This is a genomic window from Burkholderia singularis, from assembly GCF_900176645.1.
GTDB lineage: Bacteria > Pseudomonadota > Gammaproteobacteria > Burkholderiales > Burkholderiaceae > Burkholderia > Burkholderia singularis.
Map to the genome: position 1 here is coordinate 35,915 of NZ_FXAN01000045.1, position 22,526 is coordinate 58,440.

Consider the following 22,526-nt stretch of genomic DNA (forward strand, 5'->3'; position numbering starts at 1 on the left):
AAGCTACAACGAAGGTAGCGTGGCTTTCCCGCGTTCTCTCCATCCGGAGCCTCCGATTACGCGGTCGTCTCTTTTGCCTGCAGAGCAGCGAATGACGAGCGCGACCCGCGTGTGCGAGCCAATGCTTTGATGAATCGCATAGGGCTGGGCGCCTGGCGCAACGCTGGAAATGCGGCAGCGCAGGGCGGCGTTCCAGCAAGCGATTCGGCGCGTGGACTATCTGCCCGCATACGCCGCCAGATGCTGGCGAATCAACGACAGGTAACGGTCGCCAACCGAATGATCTGTATCGTCGCGCTGAGCGGGATAGCGCAGCGAGATCGGCGGCCAGACGCCTAGATAGCGGCATACGGCCGACAGATAAGGCTTGCGGACGCGTCCCATGTGCCGCGCAGCGCGTTCGACGCGTTCGTCACCGACTTGGCTGCGCAGCCACGCGAGGATTTGGCGGTCTGTTTCGTTGACGATGCGGACCAGGTGCTCCATCTCACACCTCACTGGCTATAAATACAGTGCTGTTAATTTATACAGTATTTGGCGGATGTGCAACATCAATAAATGGGGTGTGAAGAATTGCAAGCGCTCCGAACCGCTTTTAAAGGGTGTCGATACGAGAGGGGCATCGAGATTGCGGTTGGCCGATTCTTGACGGTAATTTGGTTATCGCCGTCGTCCATGCTCGAGGAACGCTGCGGGGAGGCTTCGAGCGAGGCTCGGACGAGGCGCTGAGGAGTCCGGACAACTGATGAACGCGGCTTGGCCACCCGTTGGATGCGTTCGTTCGAAATGCAACTTTTCGGCGGCAATGGCGTATGGGACCGGCGAGCGGGGTTTTTGCCGTCAGCGGGCAGTGCATCCAGCGCGAGGTGCTTTCACTTGCATCGGGCTCGTCGGAAAAGACGCCACGGCGGATAGGCGGGGGTGAACGCTCGATGAATTGGACACGATATTTGAAACGATTTATCGGAGCGCGCTTATTCGACGATGCCCGCAGGCAGGGAGTTTCGGACGACGAACGACCGGAGTGTCCCGTGACGGCTGTATGATAAATAAGGCCGAACCCGCCCGCCCATCAGATATAGGCGAGCATACTACATATACTACCCGATCCGTGCGGGATGCATGGCAGCAGACTATTGCCGCTCAATTATCTTCGCCCGGCCACCAAGGCTTGGGGGCGCGGTCGATCAGATAGTCGTCCAGATCCTTGCCCTCGAGCCACTTTGGCCGCGGGCCGCGACCGGACCATGAGCGTCCCGACGATGGGTCGTAATACTTGGCTTCGGCACGACGTTTGCGCTCCGGTTTCAAGTAACCGAGTGCGCGCATTACTTCGTCCTGCGTAATATTGTACAGCTCGACTTGTTCCTTGAATGCCGCGAGCGCTGCGCGTTTTTCATCATTCTTGGCTTCTGCCAGACGGATATTGGTGTCGCGCAACTGCGCTTGGAGTTCCTGGAGGGTTGGGTTCACGATCAAATCGAAGTTGAATACGGTACTGAGCCGCAATGATACAAGACACTTGCGGAGTGGGGAAATCCGAAGTACCGGGCTAGCGGTTTTCGGACGGATTTTAATGCTTGCATTGGGATTACTGCCGTGAAGATTCACTCGCTTACCGCTTCGAGGAGACGGTAGCGAATGGCGGTAATTGTGAGTTATATGAACTCGTTCGTACAGCCTCTGCTGATAAGTGCCGGCCCGAGCCGCGCGGGCCTGGGCGCTGTTCGGCTGTTTCTCGCGCATCCAACTTGCATTCCTGTTGGAGAAGCGGTCGCGGGAGGGCGGGGCATCATTCGAACGCGACTGGGAGCAATACGCCGATCTCATGCGGGACGAAGGCGCACCGCTCAGCGTGCGCGTGGCGGCGGCGCAGCCGCTGTGCGAGCTTGTCGAGGCGATGAATTGTTGCGATGCATCTCACATATTTCGAAGGTGCTCCGAGGCGCCATGCGGCGCCTGGGGGCAATCACAGCTCTTCACGGACGCTTTGGGCTGGCATGGACGATGACGCAGGGATCGAAGTGGCCGGGCGCGCCGGTCCTGATCCGGCCTTCGATAGGATGAAATCGTAGCGGCGCCGAAAGCCGGCATCAGGCCCGAACCGACGCCACGACGAATTCCTCACCGCTTGCCGGCCGAAGGCCGTCGGTCCGCTTCGAGAAATAGCGTTCGACGAGATCGCGTCCGCTGACATGCCGAACGTCGTCGAAGCCGGCTTGCTCGGCGAGCGCGACGATCTCGGCCGGGCTGAAGAAACTGACGAAGGGCGTTCCGGCGGCGCGCGCCCGTTCATACACGGCCTGATGCTGTGCCCGCTCGGCCGGATCGATTAGATCCAGCGGCAGCAGGAACGTCATCGCAAGTGTCGTGCCCGGTCCGAACGCTGCGATCTGGCGTAGCGTCGCCGCGATTGCGTCGCGGGTCAAATACATCGATACGCCTGTCGATGCGACGATCGCTGGCCGGGTGACATCGAAGCCGGCGGCGCTCAGTTGATCGCGCCAAAGTTCGCCTGCCTCGAAATCGACAGGCACGAACGTCAGCCAGGCAGGCGCGCCGAAGCCGAGTTCCGTCAGGCGTTGCTGTTTCCATGCTTGCGTGCCGGGTCGGTCCACTTCGAATACGCGCAGACGGGAGGCGATTTCCGGCCTGCGCTGGGCGAAAGTATCGAGACCCGCGCCGAGTATCACATACTGATCGACACCCTGGTCCGCCCGTTCGGCGACTAGATCCTCGACGAAGCGGGCGCGTGCGACGATCGCCGCGCGATAGCCGGCCGTGCCTTGCGGGTGCATGTCGGGGCGCTCGCGCCAGCCTTCGGGCGGCGCGGCGAGCCGCAGGCCGATCTCGTCTTCGAGCACATGCGGCGGCGGATCGATCTGCACGTGCAGCGCACGCCACAGCGCGACGCGCACCGCTGTGCTGTCAGGTATCGCAGTTTGCTCGTCTTGCATGCGGTTCTCCGTTCACGGCCGAGCGCCGTTTGCCGATGAGCGCAAGTGTAGCGGGTAACGAGCCGCATCTCATCCTGCCCGTGCCATATTTCCAGTATCGATCGGGCGTCGCGCCGCTTGCCGCAGCGGGTGCGTTCGGCTTGTTGTCGAGCGGATGCGGATTGATAGACGGCTGCGGATGCCGGTGTGCATGCGGTTCGCTTCCGGCGATGGTCCGGCTCGTGAAAAACCGGCGGGCTGGCTCGCTTGATGTCCGTCTCCTCGCTGATCCGCGAATCCAGTTGCGATTCCAGCGATTCGGCAAACACATGTGGAGCAGCGCCACCGCCGTGGCGGCAGGTGGGCGCGCGCTGCGCACGGGTTTCCATCGCGGCGGCGGTTTGCGGCTGGCGTGTGCGGCGAGGTTCGCTCAACGTCTCCATCTAGGTGTGCGCGCGGCGTCGACGCAGTAAACTTTGGCTTCCTTCCGAGGGAGACGAACGATGAGGATCGACTCCGCGCCTGAGCCGGGCTATCCGGGCATCTCGTTGCGGCAACTGGAACGCGTCGATCTGCATGACTGGTATGCATACTTGCGGGTTCCGGCTGTCACGCGGCATACGAGTTGGGATTTGCGATCCGCGCAAGATCTCACGCCGATATTCGATGCGATCGAATCCACCGATCCGCAGTCGGTTCGGCGCCTGGCGATCGTCGACGCGCGGTCGGGAAAGCTTGCCGGCACGATAGGATTCCATACGATTTCCTTGCGCAACCAATCGGCGGAAATCGCTTACGATGTCGCGCCCGAATACTGGGGAAAAGGTATCGCGACGGCTGTTTGCAACGCCGTGACCGAGTGGGCGTTTGCCGAATACGGCTGGGTGCGCGTGCAGGGCACGGTGTTGACGACTCACCCGAACTCAGCGCGCGTGCTGCGCAAATGCGGCTTTTGCCATGAAGGTGTGCTGCGATCGTATCGGATCGTGCGCGGACGGCCGAGGGATTTCGATAGCTATGCGCGCTTGGCGGACGAACGCGGTGCTGCCGCCGCGCCGTGAATGCCATGCATCGCGCCTGCGCGCGGCGGACGGTATCGTGCATGGTTTGCCGCAAGGTCAAGGCCGTGCGGCCTTGCCGCCGAGAGTCGCGGGCATCAGGCCGGCATAGCGCTCGTCGGTCAGCGTTCGCAGGAACGCGACGAGATCGTCGATATCGGCTTCTGTCATTGCGGGCGGCATGCCGGGGCGGCGGTTCATCGGTGTCGAATTCACGTTGATGTTGCCGCGATACGCGGTGGGCACGTCATCGAACGTGTCCCGGCCGTGGTACCAGTGTTTGGGATCGGTCGACCGCGTGTTATAGAACGCGACTGCGTCTCGCAGCGTGTCGAACACGCCGTTATGCATGAACGTCTCCTTGATCGCTACGTTGCGCAACCCAGGGGTGCGCAGATAGCCGCACCATTGCGTGGGATCGGGCCAGCGCAGTTGCTTGGCCGTCTCGCACAGGCCATTGTCGAAATGGCGCGGGTCGCGGTTGGCGGGCAGCGCGTAATTGCGCGGCACGGCGATCGCGTCGTAACCGAAATCGGTGAACAGCGAGCGTTCGGGGCGGCTGGCCGTATCCGACAGCGCGTGGCAGCTCATGCAGTTGCCCTTGTCGGGATTCTTGAAGAGCGCCAGTCCGTGCTGTTCCTGCGGCGTGAGCGGCACATGCTTCGTCACGTATCGATCGAAGCGCGACGTGAAGGGTGCCATTTCGTCGCTTTGCAGATACGCCTGCATCGCGTCGCCGAGCGCGCGCGTCATGCGTGCGGCATCCCGGTGGACGTCCGGGCCGAAGCGTTCGACAAGCGCCTGGCCGAGCTCCGTGCTTTCGATCTTGCGCAACAGTGCGGCGGGTGATGCATTGTTCATCTCGTTCGGATCGAACAGCGGGCCGCGTAGCTGCTCGGCGAGCGTGTCGGCGCGGCCATCGGAGAAGAGGCCGCCGAACGGTGCGGGTGCGAGGGCGTCGTCGTCCTGATAGAAGTAGCGGCGTGGTATGTAGCGCACGTACAGTAGCGACGGCGCGTTGCGGCGGCTGAAGTGCGTGGGGCGGCTGCCCTGCGGCACGCGTGGGCCGGCGAGTGACGCGGGCGACAGCGTCGGTGCGAACGCGCGGCCGGGGTCGTGGCAACTCGCGCAGGACGTGCCGCGCGGCTCGGACAGGCGCGGGTCGAAAAAGATGCGCCGCCCGAGCGCGGCAAGCGCCGGGTCGGGGCGGAATACCGCGGCTGCCGGATCGATTTTTGCCGCGACTTGCGGTGTGCCGCGGCCGATCATGGCGACGATGCGCGATGCCGGCGCGCCGGGTAGCAGCTGTGTGGACGGCTGAGGCTCGGATTGCGCCGACACCGCAACGGGGCGGGACAGGTCGGCGGCCGTGGCGGCTACGGTCGTTGCCGTCGTCGCGGCCGCGGCCGCGAGCATCGCGACGACGAGCGCCGCGCGCGCCCATCCCGCGCTGGCACGACGCTGTAATGTGCGAGGCGGGGAATGGGGTGCAGCCGGGGCCGCTGCAAACGCGCCGGTGCGCGGCACCCGATACCGAGCGGGAGCATTCGCGTTGGCCGGATCGGATCGATGCAGGGCATTGTCATGCATATGTCGCGATCCGATGTGCGTCTGCGATTCGTTGATTGGCCGCTCGCGATGCCTGCACGACGTCATGGCGCGATGAAACCGGTCTTGTCGCACGTAAGCGTCGTGCCGGACTGGTTGCAGGTTGCCAGCAGCTTGCCCGCCGCCGTGTAGGCATTGAACGTCCAACCGCGCGCCGGCGCCGCGCGGCGCTCCATGATCAGGAAACCGAAGCTGTTGTTGTGCGACAGCTTGTCGATCACGACGCCGGGTGCGGGCGTCAAATTCGCCGGGAACGGATCGGGCAGCGCGACATCGAGGTTATCGCCGCCGTTGCCCGACACGATCGTCGCCGGATGGCCGGATGCGAAATTGATCGCCTGGAAGTCGTGCACGTGCCCGTGCAGCGCGACCTGCACGCCGGGCGGATAGTACGCCTGCGCATAAAGGCTCGACATCACCGATTGCAGTGCGAGATTGCCCGGCGCGGGCGAGTTGCCAGGGATCGGTGCGAACGCGAGGATCGGATGATGGTTCGTGAAGATCGTCGTCGTCATGCCTGCCTTGTTCGCGAGCGCAGCAACCGTCTGGAACTGCTTCTGATAGATCTGGAACTGCACGTCCGTCGTTTTCAGCGGGTTGCGGCCGACCTTCGCGGTATCGAACACGATCACCTGCGAGCCGGTGCCGAGCGGCACTGCATAGGGCTCCGAATAGTTTGCGTTGCCGTCGTTGGCCGGATCGTCACACGAGCGCGCCGCAGTGTATGGCCGCGGATCGAGGAAGCGGAACCAGCCCTGGCCGCCGCGCGCGCATTCTTCATGATTGCCGCGCACGACTACCCATGGCGCCTTCGCGAACAGCGGCGCGGCGGGCTCGAACAGATCCGCGCGCCAGGTGTCCCAGCCGTAGCCCCACGGGCTGTTTCTGCAGCCGGCGATGTCCGGCGGGCAGGCGTTTTCGCGGTAGTGATAGTCGCCTACATGCAGCACGAGATCCGGGTTCAACCGCGCGACGCTTGCCGCGATCGTCGCGAACGGCCACGCGGCCGCGTCGCTGCATGCCTGGAATGCGTTATCCGCCTTCTTCATCCGGCAGCCGGTGTCGGCGATGATCGCCACACGCTGCGGCTCGGCTTTCGGCAGCGGCAACGCGCGCCCGGCGACCGTTACGTCCTTGGTGCCGGTGGGTAGCGTCGTTTCGCACACCGATACCGGAAAGCTCGACGGCTTCGAATCTGCCGGATCGCTTGCGGTCGGGCGTTGCGCGACAGTGCCCGCGGCGACGCGCAGCGTCATTCGCGCGATCTTGCCGTCGGCATTCAATTGCGGACAGACCGGGCTTGCCGGATCGCTCGCGGCGGCAGGCAGTGCGTAGCTGGTGATGACCCGAGCGATCGCCTGATTCGCGTCGCCGATCTCTACCCAAGCGGCCTGGATGTTTGCGGCGGCGCTGGCCGGGTCCTGCTGCGCGTCGATATCGCTCTTGCAGGCGTGGAGAAAAAAAGTGGCGCTCGCAAGCGTCAGCAGGAACGCGGCGGTATGGCGAAGGAGCGGTCGTCGCATGGTCGTCCTCGTTTGGGAGCCGTAATGGTAAGCATGCTATATGCAATATATGTGAAAGCCGTTAGCTTGGTTGCGGCGAGCGGCATGCCTACGCAGGCGCCGGGGCGGCGTGCACGGCGGCGCGAACGGCAAAGCCGCCGTGCGTTGCCGGCCGCGATGGCGAAGGAGCGATCGCTGCACGTACGTTCGTGCGTCAGCGGATTTCGGCCTGATAGACGAATTCGCGCGCCGGGCCACGCGAGCGTCGCCATTCGAGCGGCCGGCGATCGTAGCCATATGCGAGCCGCTCGATCACGACGGCGGGCGTGCCCGGTTCGATCCGCAGCAGCCGCGCATGCACGGGGCCGATCGCCTCCACCGTCAGCGTTTCGGTTGCGGACGCGACGATTTGGCCGCAATGCGATTCGTAGGCCGGATAGAGCAGATCGCCGATCGCGTCGAGTTCCAGCCGCGCGAACGCGGCGAACGGCTCGTATGGCAGCCAGATTTCTTCGGCGAGCATCGGTATGGCGTCGATCACGCGCAGCCGCGTCATTTCGATGACCTGCGCGCGGTTCGGCAGTTGCAGCGCGGCGGCGACGGCCGACGTCGCTTCGACGATTTCGCGGCGTAGGATCCGGCTCTGCGGTATCCGCCGCTCGCCGTCCTTGCTCTGGAAGCGGAAGAATCGGAACAGCGAACTGTCGAAGCTCGCGCGCCTGACGAACGTGCCGCGCCCCTGAAAGCGTTCGAGCATTCCTTCGCTGACGAGCAGTTCGACCGCCTTGCGTACCGTGCCGATCGCTAGGTCATAACGTTTCGCGAGCGCTTGTTCGGTCGGAATCGCTTCGCCCGGCTGCCAATGGCGAGCCGCGATCAACGAGGCCAGTTCGTCGTGCAGGCGTTGGTAACGGGGCAGGCGGTCGTCGGCAATCATGGGAGGTCGCTGTATTCATCTGTATGTTTGCATGACTGGATCGGGCCGGAATCGGGAAAAACCCGTTTAGACAGCCGGATATTTCATCTTCTGCACGGGTTACCACGCATTGTCGAAGCAGGTGGGTCAATCAATCATCTATATGAATTTGACGGCAAGGAGACGGCCGATGGACGAGCCCGCAGTCAGCGAGCAGGCATTGATGACAAAAATCGCGCGGCGGCTGATGCCGCTGCTCGTCATCATGTTTCTGATCGCATTCATCGATCGGCAGAACGTCGGCTTCGCGAAACTGCAGATGGTGCATGCGCTCGGGATGAGCGAGTCGTCTTACGGGCTTGGCGCGTCGCTGTTCTTCATCGGCTATCTGCTGTTCGAAGTGCCGAGCACGCTTGCGTTGCATCGGTTTGGCGCAAGGCTTTGGCTCGCACGGATCATGATGACGTGGGGCGTGGTTACGATGCTGCTCGGCTTTACGCATTCGACCGGGCTTTTTTACGTGTTGCGTTTCGCGCTTGGCGTCGCGGAAGCGGGGTTTTACCCAGGCGTTATCTATTACCTGACGCTGTGGTTCCCGCAAAGCCAGCGTACTCGCGTGCTTGGTTTTTTCACGCTTGGCAGCGCGCTTGCGAACATGCTGGGCTCGCTCGCCGGCGGGTTGCTGCTGTCGCTCGACGGATGGTTTGGGCTTGCCGGCTGGCAATGGGTGTTCGTTGCGACGGGTGCGCCCGCCGTCGCCGTTGCGCTCGTCGCGCTGCGCTGGTTGCCGGAATCGGTCGAGCGCGCGACGTTCCTGTCCGACGACGAGAAGCGGCGCGTGCGCGCCGCGCTCGAACGGGAGGCGTCGCCCGAGGCGGTATCCGAATCGCCGTGGCGCGCGCTCGTCGATCCGCGCGTGCTGATGTTCGCGCTCGCGTACATGCTGATGTCGACATCGCTGTACGGCGTGACATATTGGCTGCCGACGCTGCTCAAGAGCAGCGGCGTGGCGGCATCGGCGAACGGGATGCTAAACATGATCCCGTGGGCGATTGCCGCGCTGCTGCTGCTGTGGCTGCCCGCGCGGCTCAAGCGCGAGCGTATCGTGTTGAAGGCGATGGCGGCCGTGGCGGGCATCGGTGTTGTCGGCTTCGCGCTCAGCCTCGCGCTGCCGGGCCTGCCGCTGCGCTTTGCGGCGCTCGTGCTCGGCGGCGCATGCATCCCGCTGCTTTACCCGTGCTTCTGGTCGCTGCCGCCGCGTTTCTTCTCCGGCGCGCGCGCCGCCGCGAGCATTGCCGCGATCAATTCGATCGGCAACCTCGGCGGCTTTTTCGCGCAAAACCTGATGCCGTATGTCGGCAAGGTCGCGGGCAATGCGGGCGCGCCGATGCTCGTGCCCGTCGTTTGTCTTGCGGCACTTGGCATCGGCATGCTGGTGGCGTCGATGTCCGGGCGCAGGCCGGCGGCTGGGGTGGCGGCGTGATGGGGGCGGCCGCGTGCGGGCTGGCGGATCGCTCCGCCTGCGAGGATGCTTCGCCGCAGCCGGGTTCAGCAGCCCCGACGCCGGTAACGCAGGACTGCGCCGGCGGCGCACGCCTCCGTATCGCGCCGTGTTTAGGCTTCGTCTGCCGATGCGCTCTTGCGCGGCCGCCGCGGGCGCGCCACCGATTGACGCGCCGGTTTTTTCACCGTCGTCTGCGCGAGCTCGGCCCCTGCACGGGCCCGGGCCGGGATTCCTTCGTCAGGTATGACGTCGTCGGTCGCCGCTTGAGGTTCGGCTGCGTGGTTCGCGCGGCCCTGGGTTTTTTTCGGCGTGGTTTTGCGCGCACGCGAACGGGCGGGCTTCGGCGTATCGGCCGCGCCGAGGTCTGCGGCTTCGTCCGTGTTTGCTGATTCGTGGGCGGCGCGCGATGCGCGTGCCTCTTGCGCCATGCGCGCACTATGCGCGGTGTGATGCGCGACGGTTTCGGCGTCGGTTTCGACAGCGAAGTCGATTTCGTCGCCGATGCTCGCTGTCGCCTCGACGATCAGCGGCATTTGCTCAGGCAGCCGCTTTTTCGCGCCGCGTGCCTTGCCGTGCCCTTTCTTGCCGGATGGCTTCGTATCGGGCGTACCGGCTACGTTGGTTACGGCAGCCGGTTCGGCCGGCACGATTGACAAGCCGGGCGTTTCGAGCGCGGCGGCGCGTGGCGAAATCTGAAGCGGCCGGAATACGAACGTGCCGGATTTGTCGTCGCGGCCGATCCCGAGCAGGCCGCGCGCCTGCGCTTCGTCGAGCAGATTGCCAAACGCGCGGAATCCATAATATGACTCGTTGAAATCGGGTTTGCGGCGCTTGATCGCGCTTTTCAGCACCGACGCCCAGATTTTGCCGCTCTCGCCGCGCTCGGACGCGAGTGCGTCGAACGTCTCGACTGCGAGCGAGATCGCCTCCGACTTGCGCGCGTCGCCGTCGTGCTTGCGGTGCTTGTCGTCGTCGGCCGGACGCTTGGCGTTCGGGCTTGCCGTGCGCGCGTCGCGTTTGGCGAGCGCGCGCTGCTGTTCGCGAGCGAGATCATCATAAAAGATGAATTCGTCGCAGTTCGCGACGAGCAGATCGGACGTCGAGTTCTTCACGCCGACGCCGATCACGCGTTTCGCGTTTTCGCGCAGTTTCGACACGAGTGGCGAGAAGTCCGAATCGCCGCTGATGATGACGAAGGTATCGACGTGCGCTTTCGTATAGCAGAGATCGAGCGCATCGACGACCAGGCGGATATCGGCCGAATTCTTGCCGGATTGGCGCACGTGCGGGATTTCGATCAATTCGAAGCTTGCTTCATGCATCGCCGCTTTGAACGTCTTGTAGCGTTCCCAATCGCAATACGCCTTTTTGACGACGATGCTGCCTTTCAGCAGCAGTTTTTCGAGGACGGGCTTGATGTCGAATTTTTCGAACTTCGTGTCTCGCACGCCGAGCGCGATGTTTTCGAAGTCGCAAAAGAGCGCCATGTTGACGCTGTCTTGAGGTAAGGCCATGAAATCTCCAGTGTTTGTCGACCGGAGTTGGCGCTTTAGCGCTTACTCCGGTCCCATGCCCTGTGGCGGTCGACCGGAGTTGGCGCTTTAGCGCTTACTCCGGTCCCATGCCCTGTGGCGGTCGACCGGAGTTGGCGCTTTAGCGCTGACTCCGGTCCCATGCCTTATGGCGCCCGACCGGAGTCAGCGCTTTCGCGCTCGCTCCGGTCCCACGCCGTGTTTGGCACAAGGGGGCGCTCAGTACCCGCTCCATCCCCGGTGGCGGCCGGCTGGTTGCGGCGCTGCAACGTCCACTTCAATCCCTGATGCTGCCGGCCGGAACCGGCATTTCGACGCCGGCGTCTATCCGGGCGGCCTGCCGGAGCCGCGTTTGCAGCCGTGCTGCCGTCCCGGCCCGGGTAGCCAGCCGATCACGCTACCGGATTCGGCGCACATGATACCGGTTGCGGCTCGCCGTTCATCCGAGCGCGCCGCCCGGCGGCATACCGGCGAGCGCGCGGCTGCGCATCACCTTCCGATACCAGAACGTCCAGAGCATCAGTGCGCCATAGACGCCGTAACCGACAATCGGCGTGACTACCAGCACGCGTTCGACTGGCCAATGCCAGACCATCCAAGCGCGCAACAGGTTTTCCGCGACGAGGCCGCAACCCCAGACAAGCGTGATGAGCCGCATCGCGAAGACGAACGCCGGCTGCTCGTTCCAGAGGCGGTCGAGCCGGGCGGCGCCGTCGCTCTGCTCACGTGCGACGGTTGCGCGCGCAAGATAGAACACGAGCGGCTTGCGCCGTGCGAGCGACAACAGGAACGTGACGCCGATCGCACCGGACGCGAGCGATTCGCGCATCAGCAGCATTCGCGGGCTGCCGCCTGCGAGCGCGGCGGCGATCGATAGCACGATGCCGAACAGCACGAGCGCGGAGAGCGCGTCAATCCGGCGAAAGCGAACGAGTTCGAGCACACTCCAGACGATCGGCGGCACGGCCGACGCGATCAGGCCGCCTGTTTCCCCCCAGTGAGGCGCCGCCGCGCGGTAGGCGGCCCAGGGAAGCAGCAGATTGACTGTCAGTTCGACGAGCAGGCCGGGACGTATTTTCATGTCGATGAAATCGTTGGCGGTGGGCAAGAAGGCGGTCGCGGCAGCGGGAGTGCCATATCGCGGCGCGCCTATCGCATCATGCCCGATTCTGGCCGATTTTGAAGAGGCTTAAACATGGCGGCCGGCCGCTGGCGCAGCGCGCGATGCACCGTTGCCGATTGCAACCCGGCACATCGATGGCAGGCATGCCTGCGCGCGTCAAACCGGCGGCGGATCGCCGAGCCAGCGCCGAGCGCCCGGCCCGGCGCGCCCCGCGCGGTCATCGGGATTCGTCAGCTTGCAGCGGCGCAAGGACAGGCAGCCGCAACCGATGCAGTGATCGAGGTCGATATTCAGGCGCTGCAATTCGTCGATCTTTTTCGCTACGCGCTGCTTCCATTGCCGCGATAAGCGCAGCCAGTCCTTGTTGGTCGGCAGTGTATCGATCGGCAGCGTCGCGAGCTGTTCGGCGATTTCGTCGAGCGAGTAACCGATGCGCTGCGCGAATACGATGAATGCGATCCGGCGCAGGCTCGAGCGCGGATAAAAGCGGTGGCTGCGTCCGTGCCGTGTCGACACGAGCAGGCCGCGCGATTCATAGAAACGCAGCGCGGACGCTGCCACGCCGCTGCGCGCGACGACCTCGCTGATCGGCAACAGCGGATCGTTGACGGGACGGGATGGAGTCATGGCTCGCCTCTCTGATTCTGTTTCAACTTCATGTTAACTTTAATTTAAACGGCTGGCGACGGGCGGCTAGTCTAACGCACATCGGCGGCGTGATGCGCGGCTGACGCCGAATCGTTGCCGCGCGCGATGCGTGCGGCGTGCCTGTGTTCAGTCAGTGAGTCAATCAGCGATCTTCGGCATCTGTGCCGGATGGCGAGCGGGGGTATTGTGGCGTCGACTATTGACGCGGTGGCTGCTGGGAAGCGGCGAAGCAAACACATGCGGTCGAATCGACGCGACCGGGCCGAGCATTGTGCGCCGCGCGCGCTCGGGCCTGCGGTTGTGATGACCAGAAGGAATGGAAAGCGAATCGGGTTATCGGCGAACCATGACAAAGGGCACCGCTCACGGCGCGGATGCCCTTTGTCACCGCGTAAATCGTGCGATACCCGGTTCGGGCGGCGATCGGCTTACGATTCTAGTCCGCGCGGCTCGTTGCGGGGCACTTGAATGAACGTCACGGCCGCATCGATTACTTCGTCGGCGTCCAGAATCCGGCGGTGGCCGAGGCCGTTGACCGCGACAAAACGCGCGCCCGGCCAAGCCGCGGCGATTTCGCGGCCTTGCGAAACCGGCACCACGCGATCGTCCTCCGAATGAACGATCAACGCACGCGTGCCGAACGCTTGCACGGCGCGGGGGGTATCGACAGAAGCGACGTCGACGCCAAGCGCGAGAAGATGGGCGACCATTTGCTTTGCATCGTCGGTCGACAGCCCCGCTTGCATTGCAAAGGCGCTGGCGTAATCGCGGTATCGGGCCGGTGGAGCGATCAGCACGGCCGCATTCGCCGATGCGCCGGCCTTCATCGCCTCGACGGCGATCGCGCAGCCGATCGAGTGCGCGACGAGCCCATGAACGGGGCCGAGATGCTCGATCAGCTGGCGCACGGCCCTCGCGCCATCGACGATCGACGTGCGCGAGCCGGCGGAGCGGCCGTGCGCGGGCAGATCGATCGCCACGACCCGGTAGCCCGCCGCGACGAGCGGTGGCACGAAGCGCTTGAATGCGCCGGCGCTCGCCTCCCAACCGTGAACCAGCAGCACGGTCGGCCCCGCACCCGCCTGCCATGACACGAGCGCGGCGCCTTCGAAGTCGGTGGTGTCGCCGGATGCGCCGTCGAAAGGCGGATGGTTGTCGGTGACGGCCTCGCGCCTCGGCGTGAGAAAAAGAATGGCGGCTTGTTCAGGAGTCATCGCTGATTTCTCGACAGAAGGGCGCCCGTGGCACGTCGCCCGCTACGGGCTATCGAATCTGAGCCACCGCGCTTTCGATTTGCGAGAACGTCGACGTGGCTTGCCTGGCGGCCTGCTGGATATCGGCCGGTTGCGCTCGGTTTTTGATCATCCGACGCGCAGCGAGGCAAGCTTGATCGACGCCGAAATGAACGATCGGATAGTCGTCGTCCCAATTCGATTGTACCTGCTCGCAAATATAAATATCTTCGTCGATCGTTTTCTTGATTTGCTGTGCCGTGAGTTCGCTCAGCTGCCGATTACCGATCTCGAAGTTGCGGTACAGTCCGGCGAACAAATGGCATGTCGATTCCGTCTCGGGCGTGAACAGGCCGAAGGTGCGCGTTTTCATCATGGGACTGTTCTCGACGCCGCAAAGCGTGATCGTCGTATCGATCCACGTATGGCTGATCGGGCGAAAGACGGCGTCCTGGATGCGATCGATGAAATCGACTTTCAGCATGCTCTTGAACATCGGTGAGCAGGCTTCGTTGGGCATCGTGCGGCGAACGCGCACCTCGTCGTCGGTGACGAACAGTTCGGTCTGCGCGGCGGTGACGGCTGCCGACGCGACGGTCCATGGGTGCACGAAGAGAACGTGCGAGGCATCGAGAAAATTGTCGATGCCGAGCCGGTAGTCCGTTTTGGCGTGCGCATAGAGCATTTCGCCCGCGTACTGCTCGGACGAGCACACGGAGAATTCGTCGGGCGCGCTGAACGATGCGGGTTCGCTGTCGCCGATCCAGATCCATGCGAAGCCGTGCGCATCAGCGACGCGATACGGCTTCAGATGTGCGCGCTCGGGCACGATCGACTGGCTGGGAATGCTTACGCACCGCCCGGCCGACGAGAATTTCATGCCGTGATAACCGCATTGGATATGATCATCGACGACGCAGCCTTCCGAGAGCGGCACTTGACGATGCGGACAACGATTTGGCAGTGCAATCAAATCGCCATTGGCCGTGCGATAAAAAACGATCTTTTCATTGGCGATGGTTCTTGGAAACGGCGTCGCGCCGATTTCGCTCGACAAACCGGCGACATACCACTGATTTCGAACAAACACTTGGACCCCCTCGTGGTTGAATGGAATAGCACGGCGCATGTCACAATCATATTCTTTATATTAGTTGCGTATGCATATATTGGTTAGAACGTTGACTCCAGATGCCAGGGCACAGGTATATATCATGCGCGCGAAGCGGCGACGGCGCATACCGCTTCATACTTTGAGCATGCCAATGCAATGGAATGAACAATACGCCGGAGGTAAATTTTTGACCGGTTGACAGAACGAAACTGTCATCCCAGATAGGTGGGCGGCGGCGAATATTGCACTGGTCGGGTTATTTTCATGATTCGAAGCGAAAGTGTTGAATGTTTTTTTGTCGCATTAAATAAGAATAAGGATTGGGTGAGAACGGCAGGCTTGGTATGAAAAATAATTTTCGACTGTTGCTCGATCGATCGCGCCGATTCGAAATGGCCGGTGAATCCGGTTATTCGCGTGCGGTGCGTGAAGACTCGGCCCGCTGGGCGCCGCGCTCGGCGATGCAACGATAGATCGACTGCCGATCTGCCGGCCCGGTGCGAGATTTTTCTGCTCGCCGCGAGCGATGGCGGCGGCGAATGACTGCACATCGCCGTTTGCCGGGCCGAGTGCCCTTGCACGGGTTCGGCTTCGCATGGTGACTGGCGCGGGCCGGTGTGCGCCGCCGCCTGCCAGAAAAGACACGGCTTAATGGAATTTGTGCCGCAATCGTGCGATTGTTTGCCACGCGCAGCCCGCGCTCACGCCGGCGATGCCAAGCAGCGCGACGTCCACGCCGAACCCGAAGCCTGCCGGCATTTCGTCCGAGCCGGCCGGCGACGATGTCGCAAAGTATGCGATTGCGCTGCCGGCGGCGATCAACGCGATGCACGCGAGCCAGTAACCGCGTCCGCGGGCACGTGTGATCGCGCAGTACGACGCCCAACCGATGCCGAACAGATACAACAACGCGAGCGCGCCTAATCCGATCCATTCGGCGGCTGGCATCGCGCCGGCGGACGCGAGCGTGACGGGGGAATTCATCAACGGTTCCTTTTCGACATTTCTCGACTCGATAACCGGATATCTTAGCGAATGACGCCGCGTGGCCCGGCCGCGCATGGCAGGCGCGTCGCGCGCCGTCGTGCGTGTTGTTCGATCGGTCGATCGCGCCGCATTTGTATCCGGCGGCGCGAGTATGTCCGCAGGCGCGACCGACGCGCTGCGTGGGCAAGAAGCGATTCATATGGAGCCGCACGCGCGGGTATGCGACGGCCTCGATGCCGCGCGCGGCGTGACCGTGTTGCGGCTGGCCTATAACGCTGACGCCGCAGTGGACGGGGCGTTGCCGGCTGTCATGAGAGACGCGGTTTATGTCACGCGAGATGACCGATCCGGCCCGGCCCGTGCGCGCAACGTGGTCCGTGAGCCCGACGGGTGGGCTGGTACGGCGCCGCTCGCCTCAGATATCAGATATCGAAAAACACCGTCTCCAACTCGCCCTGCATCCGCACGTCGAAGCGGTACACCACGGCGCGGCGAGCCGCCGTGTCCGGATCGCGCCGGGCGATCAGCGTCGCGCGCCGGTCGGCGGGCACGCGCGCGAGGGTCGCGTCGGCTGCGTTGGCGGCCGCTTCATCGTCGAAGTAGATCCGCGTGAATGCGTGTGTGAGTACACCGCGCATCATCACCGTCACGTCGATGTGCGGCGCGTCCGTCTCCGATGTCCGCCCCGGTTTGACGGTATGGACGACGAAGCGATGGTGCGGATCGGTGCCTGTGCCGATTCGCGCGAAACCCCGAAAGCCGCTTTGCCGGACGTCGTCGCGCGACGTCGGATAGTGGCCGTCGCCGTCGGCCTGCGTGAATTCGAGCAGTGCATCGTTGACCGGCTTGCCGTCGCCGTCGAGCACCTGGCCGATGACGACGATGTGCTCGCCCGCCGCATCGGGCGTGGCCAGCGCCGGCTCGAACAGGCTCTCCAGGTCGTAGCCATATTGCCGAGGGCAGAGACCGTATGCGAAATACGGGCCGACGGTTTGCGAAGGGGTTTGTTTCAGCTTGAGGGTCGTCATGTTCAGCGCTCCATCGGGGTGGCGTCGCGGCCGCGCAGCACGATGTCGAATTCGTAGCCGAGCGCGAAACCTTCCTGGGTCGTGTCGATCGAGAAGCGCGAGATCAGCCGCTCGCGCGCGCTTTCGGGCGTGCCCTGGAAAATCGGATCGAGCGCGAGCAGCGGATCGCCAGGGAAATACATTTGCGTGACCAGGCGCGAGCCGAAATATTCGCCGAACAGCGAGAAGTGGATGTGATTAGGCCGCCATGCATTCGGATGGTTGCCCCACGGATACGCGCCCGGCTTGATTGTGAGGAACCGGTAGCGGCCTTGCGCGTCGGTCAGGCAGCGGCCCGCGCCGAGAAAATTCGGATCGAGCGGCGCGTCGTGCTGATCGGCTTTGTGCACATAGCGGCCCGCTGCGTTCGCCTGCCAGATCTCGACGAGCGTGTTGGCGAGCGGCCTGCCGGACTCGTCGAGTACGCGGCCGGTTACGATGATCCGCTCGCCGAGCGGCTCGCCGTTTTTCACGGCGTTCTTCGTCAGATCGTGATCGAGCGGGCCAAGATCGTCTGCGCCGTAGACGGGCACATGCTGGTTGCGCAGCTTCTCTTGCAGCGGAATCAGCGGTTGCGTCGGCCCGCGTTTCACCGACGAGCGGTACGGCGGGTGCACGTAGGCGGGATGCGACGGCCAGTCGCGCGGGGTCAGGTGAGGGGAGTCCATCGCGGGTGTCTCCTGATGATTTTGTGGATGACAAAGCGGGTTTTCAGGACTTTAGCTAATCAGAAAAGTTATGCAAAATGATGTTTTATCGCCATTCGTATAACTAGACGTTATGCAAAATCGTGATCGCGGCGGCCGCCGCGCCGTCGGCCGAAGCCCAAGCGGGGACCGGCTCGCCGACGGCTGGGTCAAATTCCGGCATTTGCAGTGCTTTCTCGCCATCGCGCAGTTCGGCAGTGTGCAGAAGGCGGCGCAGAGCTTGTCGATCACGCAGCCGGCGGTATCGAAGACGATCGCCGAACTCGAGTCGATTCTCGGCGTGCCGCTGTTCGAAAGGGGGCGGCACGGCGCGACGCCGACGCGCGACGGGCAGCGCTTCCTGCCGCACGCGAACGCGTGCGTGCTTGCGCTGAGGCAGGGCGTCGGGTTGCTGGCGCGCGACAGCGGCGGCGCGGCGGCGACGCTCGCGCTCGGCATGCTGCCGAGCGTTGCGGCATCGCTTGCGCCTGCCGTGCTGAAGGCGCTGGCCGATGCATGGCCGCGCGCCGTGGTGCGGATCACGACCGCCGCGAATGCCGAGCTGCTCGAGCACTTGAAGTCCGGGGCGCTCGAATGTGCGATCGGGCGGCTGTCGGAGCCCGAGCGGATGGTCGGGCTGTCGTTCGAGCATTTGTACAACGAGCCGCTCATCGCGGTCGTTCGTGCGGGGCACCCGCTCGCGGCGAGCGCCGCGCCCGCCGAGCGGCTCGCGCAGTATCCGGTCGTATTGCCGCCTTACGGCACGCTGATCCGCCAGTCCGCCGAGCAGTTGTTGAGCGCGTGCGGCGCGCCTTTGCTCGAATCGTTCGTCGAGGTGCTGTCGGTATCGGTGGCGCGCGCGCTCGCGCTCGAGAACGATGCGATCTGGTTCGTGCCGCGCTATGCGGCCGAATATGACCTCGCGGCCGGCACGCTCGTGCGGCTGGCATTGCCGGTCGAAGGCGCCGACGAGCCGGTCGGTTTGATCCTGCGCACCGACGCGCAGCCGTCGCCCGTCGCGTATACGCTGATCGATGCGGTGCGCGCGCTCGCGCGTGCTCGCTTGGCCTCGGGGCGCCGGGCGCCGTGACGGGCGTGGGCGGCCAAGCCCGTCAAAGCGCGCGGCGGCGGCGCACTGCGTGCGCGAGCGTATCGAGCACCGGCTCGGTCTGCGCCCAGCTCAGGCACGCGTCGGTGATCGACACGCCGTATTGGAGCGGGACGCCCGGCTTCAGATCCTGGCGGCCGGCCTCCAGATGACTCTCGATCATCACGCCGACGATGCGCCGTTCGCCGTCCGAGATCTGTTGCGCGAGATCGCCGGCGACGTCGATTTGCCGCCGATGCGATTTGTTCGAATTCGCGTGCGAGCAATCGACCATCACCTGCTCGCGCAGACCGGCCGCGCGCAACGCCGCGCAGCTTGCTTCGATGCTGGCGCGCTCGTAGTTCGGGCCTTGCTTGCCGCCGCGCAGGATCACGTGCGTGTCGTCGTTGCCGCGCGTCTCGAAGATCGCGGCCTGGCCCATTTTCGTCATGCCCATGAACGCATGGTTCGAGCGCGCGGCGATAATCGCATCGGCGGCGATCTGCACGCCTCCGTCGGTGCCGTTCTTGAAGCCGATCGGGCACGACAGCCCCGATGCGAGCTGGCGGTGGCTTTGGCTCTCGGTCGTGCGCGCGCCGATCGCGCCCCACGCGATCAGGTCCGCGATGTATTGCGGACTCAGCAGGTCGAGAAATTCGGTTGCCGCGGGCAGGCCGAGCGCGTTGATGTCGAGCAGCAATTGCCGGGCGGCGCGCAGCCCTTCGTTGATGCGGAAGCTGCCGTCGAGCCGCGGATCGTTGATGTAGCCTTTCCAGCCGATTGTCGTTCGCGGTTTTTCGAAATACACGCGCATGACGATCAGCAGATCGTCCCGCAACGCGTCGGCGGCGGCCTTCAGCCGCTGCGCGTAGGCGAGCGCCTGATCGTGGTCGTGGATCGAGCACGGGCCGACCACGGTCACGAGCCGGTCGCCACGGCCGTGCAGAATGTCGCCGATCTCGGCGCGGGTGCGCTCGACGAGCGCCTGGGCGCCGGGCGGCACCGGCATCTCGTCCTGCAGCAGTGCGGGCGAAATCAGCGGCCGCACCGCGCTGATGCGCACGTCGTCGATGCGGGTGGTGTCCTGGGTGGCGTCGGCGGTGCCGGCTTCGTGGTCGTGGCGGGGATCGTCGATGTGGGTCATGTCGTTGTCCTGGCGGCGAGGCCGGCAAAGCGGAAATTATCGCATTGGTTGCACGGCGGCATAGGCGTGACGGCGGCGTATGCGGGATTGATCGAATGGCGATGGCCGGCGTTGTCGATTTCGGCTAGGTTGGCGCGTCGTGGTATCGGAGCCGCCGGATGCCGGGTCGGCGGCGGACATGTGGCCCGTTGGGCCGATTCTGTTCAAGTCAAGGAGAGACGAAATGCGTGTGATGGTGATCGTCAAGGCGACCAGCGAATCCGAGGCCGGCAAGATGCCGAGCACCGCGCTGCTCGACGCCATGGGCAAATTCAATGAGGAACTCGTCAACGCAGGCGTGATGCTGGCGGGCGAAGGCTTGCATCCAAGCTCGAAGGGCAAGCGGGTGCGTTTTTCCGGCAGCGGGCGCAGCGTGATCGATGGGCCGTTCGCGCCAACCGGCGAACTCGTTGCCGGGTTCTGGCTGTGGCAGGTCGAGTCGATGGAAGAAGCCGTCGAATGGGTCAAGCGGTGCCCGAATCCGATGGAAAGTGAATCCGAGATCGAGATCCGGCCGCTGTTCGAGGCGCAGGATTTCGGCCCGGAGTTGACGCCGGAATTGCGCGGCCAGGAGGAGCGTCTGCGCGCGCAAATCAGCGGCGGGCAATCGCGCGGTTGAGGTGAGGCGCGCCGATGCGCGCTGCGGGCGGCGCATTCGCGCGCCCGCGTTTTCCCGCGGCTCGGGCGGGGTGCCGGTACGCCGGTTTGCCGGTGGTTGCGCGCATGGCGGGGCGGCTGCGCGGCCGGGCGCCGCACGCGGCGTACCGCGCCGCGTCACTGGCTTTGCGCGGGCCGGCTGATTCGCGTATAAGCCAGCGCCGCCGCCGTCACCAGCAGCGGCCAGAGCAAATACCACCCGCTCGTTGCGAACAGCATGGCTGCCGTTACGAACGCGACGAGCGAGCATCGATGCGCGAACGCGCCGCGCGGCAGCAACTTTGCCGCGGCGGCCGCGCCGAGCAGATAAACCATCACGAAATTCCCGGAGGTCGCGAGCACGAGCGGCTTCGGCCCCATGCCGGTCGCAACCGTGGCGCCGAGCGCGCAGCCCGCGAGCACGGCGATCAACGCGAGGCTGCGTCGCGGCACGCCGCCGGTCTGGCTGCCGTGTGCGAGCCATGCCGGCAGTGCGCCGTCGCGTCCGAGCGCCGCGCCCAGCTTCGCCGCGCCGGCAAAGTAGGCGTTCATCGTGCCGAGTGTCAGCAGCAGCGCAGCGGCGGTGGCGAGCCATTGCGCGCGGGCGCCGATGCCGCGCGCGATCAGCTCGGCAAGCGGCGCGCCCGACGCGCCCGCTGTCGGGCCGAGCACGAGCACGCTGGCCGCCGCGACCGACAGATACAGCAATCCGACCACCGCGACGGCAATGCCGGTCGAGCGCGGCAGATCGCGCGCGGGGTGGCGGAATTCGGCGGCCAGATGCGTGATCGCTTCCCAGCCGGCGAAGCTCCAGACGAGCAGCGCGGCGGCTTGTCCCACGGCGAGCCAGCCGTGCGGCGCGAACGGATGCAAATTGGCGGTGCGCGCATGCGGCGCGGACGCCAGCACGGCCGCGAGCAGCAGCGCGACGAGCAGCGCGGACAGCACGAGCTGCATGCGCCCTGACACGGTGACGCCGAATGCATTGGCCGCCGCGACGATCGCGATCAGCACGGCCGCCGCGACGACGACCGTCGTGTGGCCGCCGCCCGTGACGGAGGCGACGTATGCGCCGCCGAACATCGCGGCGGCGGGCGCGCCGGCGGGCACGGCGAAGTAGAAACACCAGCCGACGACGGCTGCCGCACGCGGGCCGAATGCGTTGCGCACGTAAGTCGACACTCCACCGGCATCCGGATAGCGCGCGCCGAGCGCGGCGAAGGTCGCGGCGAGCGGGACCGACAGCAGCACGAGCGCGGCCCACGCGACGAGCGACGCGGGGCCGGCGATTTCGGCGGCGAGCGCGGGCAGTGCGATCACGCCGGTACCGAGCACGGCGCCCACATAGAGCGCCGTGCCTTGGACGATCGTCAGCGAACCGGCGTGGTGAGATTGGGCGGCGGCGGGCGCGCCGTGTTCGGCAGTGACGTTCATCCGGGTGTCTCCGTTGTCGTATTCGTATATCGGGCCTGCGTCGGTCGGCGCATGCATGCGGCACACGCGGTTCGCGACGCTCGCGGCTGCGGCGATGATAGTGGATCGCGTCTTTTTTTGGGGATGGCCGCGTTTAATTTTTCGGCGGGACGGTGCGGGCCGCACGGCGGCGATGAGCGGCAAAGCAGCCGTATGCACCGTGACAGGCAGCGGCGGTGTCTGCTGGCGGCAGTGTCATGATTATTCGTGTGAGCAATATTGTGTGCGATGGGG

The 22,526-nt window shown here is 64.7% G+C and carries 20 protein-coding genes; 4 read left to right on the forward strand and 16 right to left on the reverse strand.

What is annotated here, in order from left to right:
• Positions 1-216: 216 nt before the first annotated feature.
• The 3 genes from BSIN_RS09000 to BSIN_RS09010 all read right to left on the reverse strand — a co-directional run bounded on the left by BSIN_RS09000 (position 217) and on the right by BSIN_RS09010 (position 2,957).
• Positions 217-486 carry a CppA family protein gene (locus tag BSIN_RS09000; RefSeq protein ID WP_089340220.1) on the reverse strand — a complete coding sequence of 90 codons (270 nt, stop codon included), beginning with the start codon at positions 484-486 and terminating at the stop codon, positions 217-219.
• Between the two features lie 657 nt (positions 487-1,143).
• A complete protein-coding gene (locus BSIN_RS09005) occupies positions 1,144-1,473 on the reverse strand; it encodes an H-NS histone family protein (RefSeq protein ID WP_059520338.1) in 330 nt (109 codons plus the stop codon).
• 620 nt (positions 1,474-2,093) lie between these two features.
• The gene (locus BSIN_RS09010; RefSeq protein WP_089340221.1) at positions 2,094-2,957 is read right to left on the reverse strand and encodes a class I SAM-dependent methyltransferase; all 864 of its coding nucleotides are present in this window, start codon (positions 2,955-2,957) and stop codon (positions 2,094-2,096) included.
• Positions 2,958-3,439: 482 nt separating this feature from the next.
• On the opposite strand from BSIN_RS09010, the gene BSIN_RS09020 reads away from it, so the two are divergent.
• Positions 3,440-3,997: a GNAT family N-acetyltransferase gene (locus tag BSIN_RS09020; protein WP_089340223.1), complete on the forward strand. Its 558-nt coding sequence runs from the start codon at positions 3,440-3,442 to the stop codon at positions 3,995-3,997.
• Between the two features lie 57 nt (positions 3,998-4,054).
• Here BSIN_RS09020 and BSIN_RS09025 read toward each other — a convergent pair whose 3' ends face one another.
• The 3 genes from BSIN_RS09025 to BSIN_RS09035 all read right to left on the reverse strand — a co-directional run bounded on the left by BSIN_RS09025 (position 4,055) and on the right by BSIN_RS09035 (position 8,041).
• Positions 4,055-5,584, reverse strand: a complete 1,530-nt coding sequence (locus tag BSIN_RS09025) for a cytochrome-c peroxidase (protein ID WP_256583707.1) — start codon at positions 5,582-5,584, stop codon at positions 4,055-4,057.
• A 62-nt stretch (positions 5,585-5,646) separates the two neighbouring features.
• Complete coding sequence (locus BSIN_RS09030) at positions 5,647-7,125, reverse strand: metallophosphoesterase (protein WP_089340224.1); 1,479 nt, start codon at positions 7,123-7,125, stop codon at positions 5,647-5,649.
• Between the two features lie 193 nt (positions 7,126-7,318).
• Complete coding sequence (locus BSIN_RS09035; protein ID WP_059520285.1) at positions 7,319-8,041, reverse strand: GntR family transcriptional regulator; 723 nt, start codon at positions 8,039-8,041, stop codon at positions 7,319-7,321.
• Between the two features lie 202 nt (positions 8,042-8,243).
• Between BSIN_RS09035 and BSIN_RS09040 the strand changes: the two genes are divergently transcribed.
• Positions 8,244-9,503 (forward strand): MFS transporter, encoded by a 1,260-nt coding sequence (locus tag BSIN_RS09040; RefSeq protein ID WP_173678651.1) that lies wholly within the window; start codon positions 8,244-8,246, stop codon positions 9,501-9,503.
• A 131-nt stretch (positions 9,504-9,634) separates the two neighbouring features.
• On the opposite strand, the gene BSIN_RS09045 is transcribed toward BSIN_RS09040, so the two are convergent.
• From BSIN_RS09045 to pcaH, 8 genes are all read right to left on the reverse strand, one after another.
• Entirely contained in the window at positions 9,635-11,011 is a 1,377-nt protein-coding gene (locus BSIN_RS09045; RefSeq protein WP_173678652.1) for an NYN domain-containing protein, read from the reverse strand.
• A gap of 484 nt (positions 11,012-11,495) precedes the next feature.
• Positions 11,496-12,137 carry a VC0807 family protein gene (locus BSIN_RS09050; protein WP_059520288.1) on the reverse strand — a complete coding sequence of 214 codons (642 nt, stop codon included), beginning with the start codon at positions 12,135-12,137 and terminating at the stop codon, positions 11,496-11,498.
• 198 nt (positions 12,138-12,335) lie between these two features.
• Positions 12,336-12,806, reverse strand: coding sequence for a redox-sensitive transcriptional activator SoxR (gene soxR, locus BSIN_RS09055; RefSeq protein ID WP_069235977.1), 471 nt, complete (start codon positions 12,804-12,806; stop codon positions 12,336-12,338).
• Between the two features lie 449 nt (positions 12,807-13,255).
• Positions 13,256-14,041 carry an alpha/beta fold hydrolase gene (locus BSIN_RS09060; RefSeq protein ID WP_089340227.1) on the reverse strand — a complete coding sequence of 262 codons (786 nt, stop codon included), beginning with the start codon at positions 14,039-14,041 and terminating at the stop codon, positions 13,256-13,258.
• Positions 14,042-14,090: 49 nt separating this feature from the next.
• Positions 14,091-15,188, reverse strand: a complete 1,098-nt coding sequence (locus BSIN_RS09065; protein WP_089340228.1) for a Rieske 2Fe-2S domain-containing protein — start codon at positions 15,186-15,188, stop codon at positions 14,091-14,093.
• A 633-nt stretch (positions 15,189-15,821) separates the two neighbouring features.
• Positions 15,822-16,157, reverse strand: a complete 336-nt coding sequence (locus tag BSIN_RS09070) for a hypothetical protein (protein ID WP_089340229.1) — start codon at positions 16,155-16,157, stop codon at positions 15,822-15,824.
• A gap of 425 nt (positions 16,158-16,582) precedes the next feature.
• A complete protein-coding gene (gene pcaG / locus BSIN_RS09075) occupies positions 16,583-17,188 on the reverse strand; it encodes a protocatechuate 3,4-dioxygenase subunit alpha (RefSeq protein ID WP_089340230.1) in 606 nt (201 codons plus the stop codon).
• 2 nt (positions 17,189-17,190) lie between these two features.
• Positions 17,191-17,895 carry a protocatechuate 3,4-dioxygenase subunit beta gene (gene pcaH, locus BSIN_RS09080; protein ID WP_069235971.1) on the reverse strand — a complete coding sequence of 235 codons (705 nt, stop codon included), beginning with the start codon at positions 17,893-17,895 and terminating at the stop codon, positions 17,191-17,193.
• 112 nt (positions 17,896-18,007) lie between these two features.
• Between pcaH and pcaQ the strand changes: the two genes are divergently transcribed.
• Positions 18,008-19,003, forward strand: a complete 996-nt coding sequence (pcaQ, locus tag BSIN_RS09085) for a pca operon transcription factor PcaQ (RefSeq protein WP_089340231.1) — start codon at positions 18,008-18,010, stop codon at positions 19,001-19,003.
• A 22-nt stretch (positions 19,004-19,025) separates the two neighbouring features.
• Here the strand turns inward: pcaQ and BSIN_RS09090 are convergent, their stop codons facing one another.
• Complete coding sequence (locus BSIN_RS09090) at positions 19,026-20,144, reverse strand: 3-deoxy-7-phosphoheptulonate synthase (RefSeq protein WP_089340232.1); 1,119 nt, start codon at positions 20,142-20,144, stop codon at positions 19,026-19,028.
• 223 nt (positions 20,145-20,367) lie between these two features.
• Between BSIN_RS09090 and BSIN_RS09095 the strand changes: the two genes are divergently transcribed.
• Positions 20,368-20,802 (forward strand): YciI family protein, encoded by a 435-nt coding sequence (locus tag BSIN_RS09095; RefSeq protein ID WP_089340233.1) that lies wholly within the window; start codon positions 20,368-20,370, stop codon positions 20,800-20,802.
• Between the two features lie 155 nt (positions 20,803-20,957).
• Here BSIN_RS09095 and BSIN_RS09100 read toward each other — a convergent pair whose 3' ends face one another.
• Positions 20,958-22,253 (reverse strand): APC family permease, encoded by a 1,296-nt coding sequence (locus BSIN_RS09100; protein ID WP_089340242.1) that lies wholly within the window; start codon positions 22,251-22,253, stop codon positions 20,958-20,960.
• Between the last annotated feature and the right edge of the window lie 273 nt (positions 22,254-22,526).

Excerpts from the sequence above, each read along its gene's own strand:
- BSIN_RS09040 (WP_173678651.1), top strand. The coding sequence starts at position 8,244 with ATGACAAAAATCGCGCGGCGGCTGATGCCGCTGCTCGTCATCATGTTT.
- BSIN_RS09025 (WP_256583707.1), bottom strand. The coding sequence starts at position 5,584 with ATGCATGACAATGCCCTGCATCGATCCGATCCGGCCAACGCGAATGCT.
- BSIN_RS09045 (WP_173678652.1), bottom strand. The coding sequence starts at position 11,011 with ATGGCGCTCTTTTGCGACTTCGAAAACATCGCGCTCGGCGTGCGAGAC.
- pcaG (WP_089340230.1), bottom strand. The coding sequence starts at position 17,188 with ATGACGACCCTCAAGCTGAAACAAACCCCTTCGCAAACCGTCGGCCCG.
- BSIN_RS09060 (WP_089340227.1), bottom strand. The coding sequence starts at position 14,041 with ATGACTCCTGAACAAGCCGCCATTCTTTTTCTCACGCCGAGGCGCGAG.
- soxR (WP_069235977.1), bottom strand. The coding sequence starts at position 12,806 with ATGACTCCATCCCGTCCCGTCAACGATCCGCTGTTGCCGATCAGCGAG.
- BSIN_RS09035 (WP_059520285.1), bottom strand. The coding sequence starts at position 8,041 with ATGATTGCCGACGACCGCCTGCCCCGTTACCAACGCCTGCACGACGAA.
- BSIN_RS09070 (WP_089340229.1), bottom strand. The coding sequence starts at position 16,157 with ATGAATTCCCCCGTCACGCTCGCGTCCGCCGGCGCGATGCCAGCCGCC.
- BSIN_RS09095 (WP_089340233.1), top strand. The coding sequence starts at position 20,368 with ATGCGTGTGATGGTGATCGTCAAGGCGACCAGCGAATCCGAGGCCGGC.
- BSIN_RS09010 (WP_089340221.1), bottom strand. The coding sequence starts at position 2,957 with ATGCAAGACGAGCAAACTGCGATACCTGACAGCACAGCGGTGCGCGTC.
- pcaQ (WP_089340231.1), top strand. The coding sequence starts at position 18,008 with ATGCAAAATCGTGATCGCGGCGGCCGCCGCGCCGTCGGCCGAAGCCCA.
- BSIN_RS09000 (WP_089340220.1), bottom strand. The coding sequence starts at position 486 with ATGGAGCACCTGGTCCGCATCGTCAACGAAACAGACCGCCAAATCCTC.
- BSIN_RS09020 (WP_089340223.1), top strand. The coding sequence starts at position 3,440 with ATGAGGATCGACTCCGCGCCTGAGCCGGGCTATCCGGGCATCTCGTTG.
- BSIN_RS09050 (WP_059520288.1), bottom strand. The coding sequence starts at position 12,137 with ATGAAAATACGTCCCGGCCTGCTCGTCGAACTGACAGTCAATCTGCTG.
- BSIN_RS09065 (WP_089340228.1), bottom strand. The coding sequence starts at position 15,188 with ATGCGCCGTGCTATTCCATTCAACCACGAGGGGGTCCAAGTGTTTGTT.
- BSIN_RS09030 (WP_089340224.1), bottom strand. The coding sequence starts at position 7,125 with ATGCGACGACCGCTCCTTCGCCATACCGCCGCGTTCCTGCTGACGCTT.
- pcaH (WP_069235971.1), bottom strand. The coding sequence starts at position 17,895 with ATGGACTCCCCTCACCTGACCCCGCGCGACTGGCCGTCGCATCCCGCC.
- BSIN_RS09100 (WP_089340242.1), bottom strand. The coding sequence starts at position 22,253 with ATGAACGTCACTGCCGAACACGGCGCGCCCGCCGCCGCCCAATCTCAC.
- BSIN_RS09090 (WP_089340232.1), bottom strand. The coding sequence starts at position 20,144 with ATGACCCACATCGACGATCCCCGCCACGACCACGAAGCCGGCACCGCC.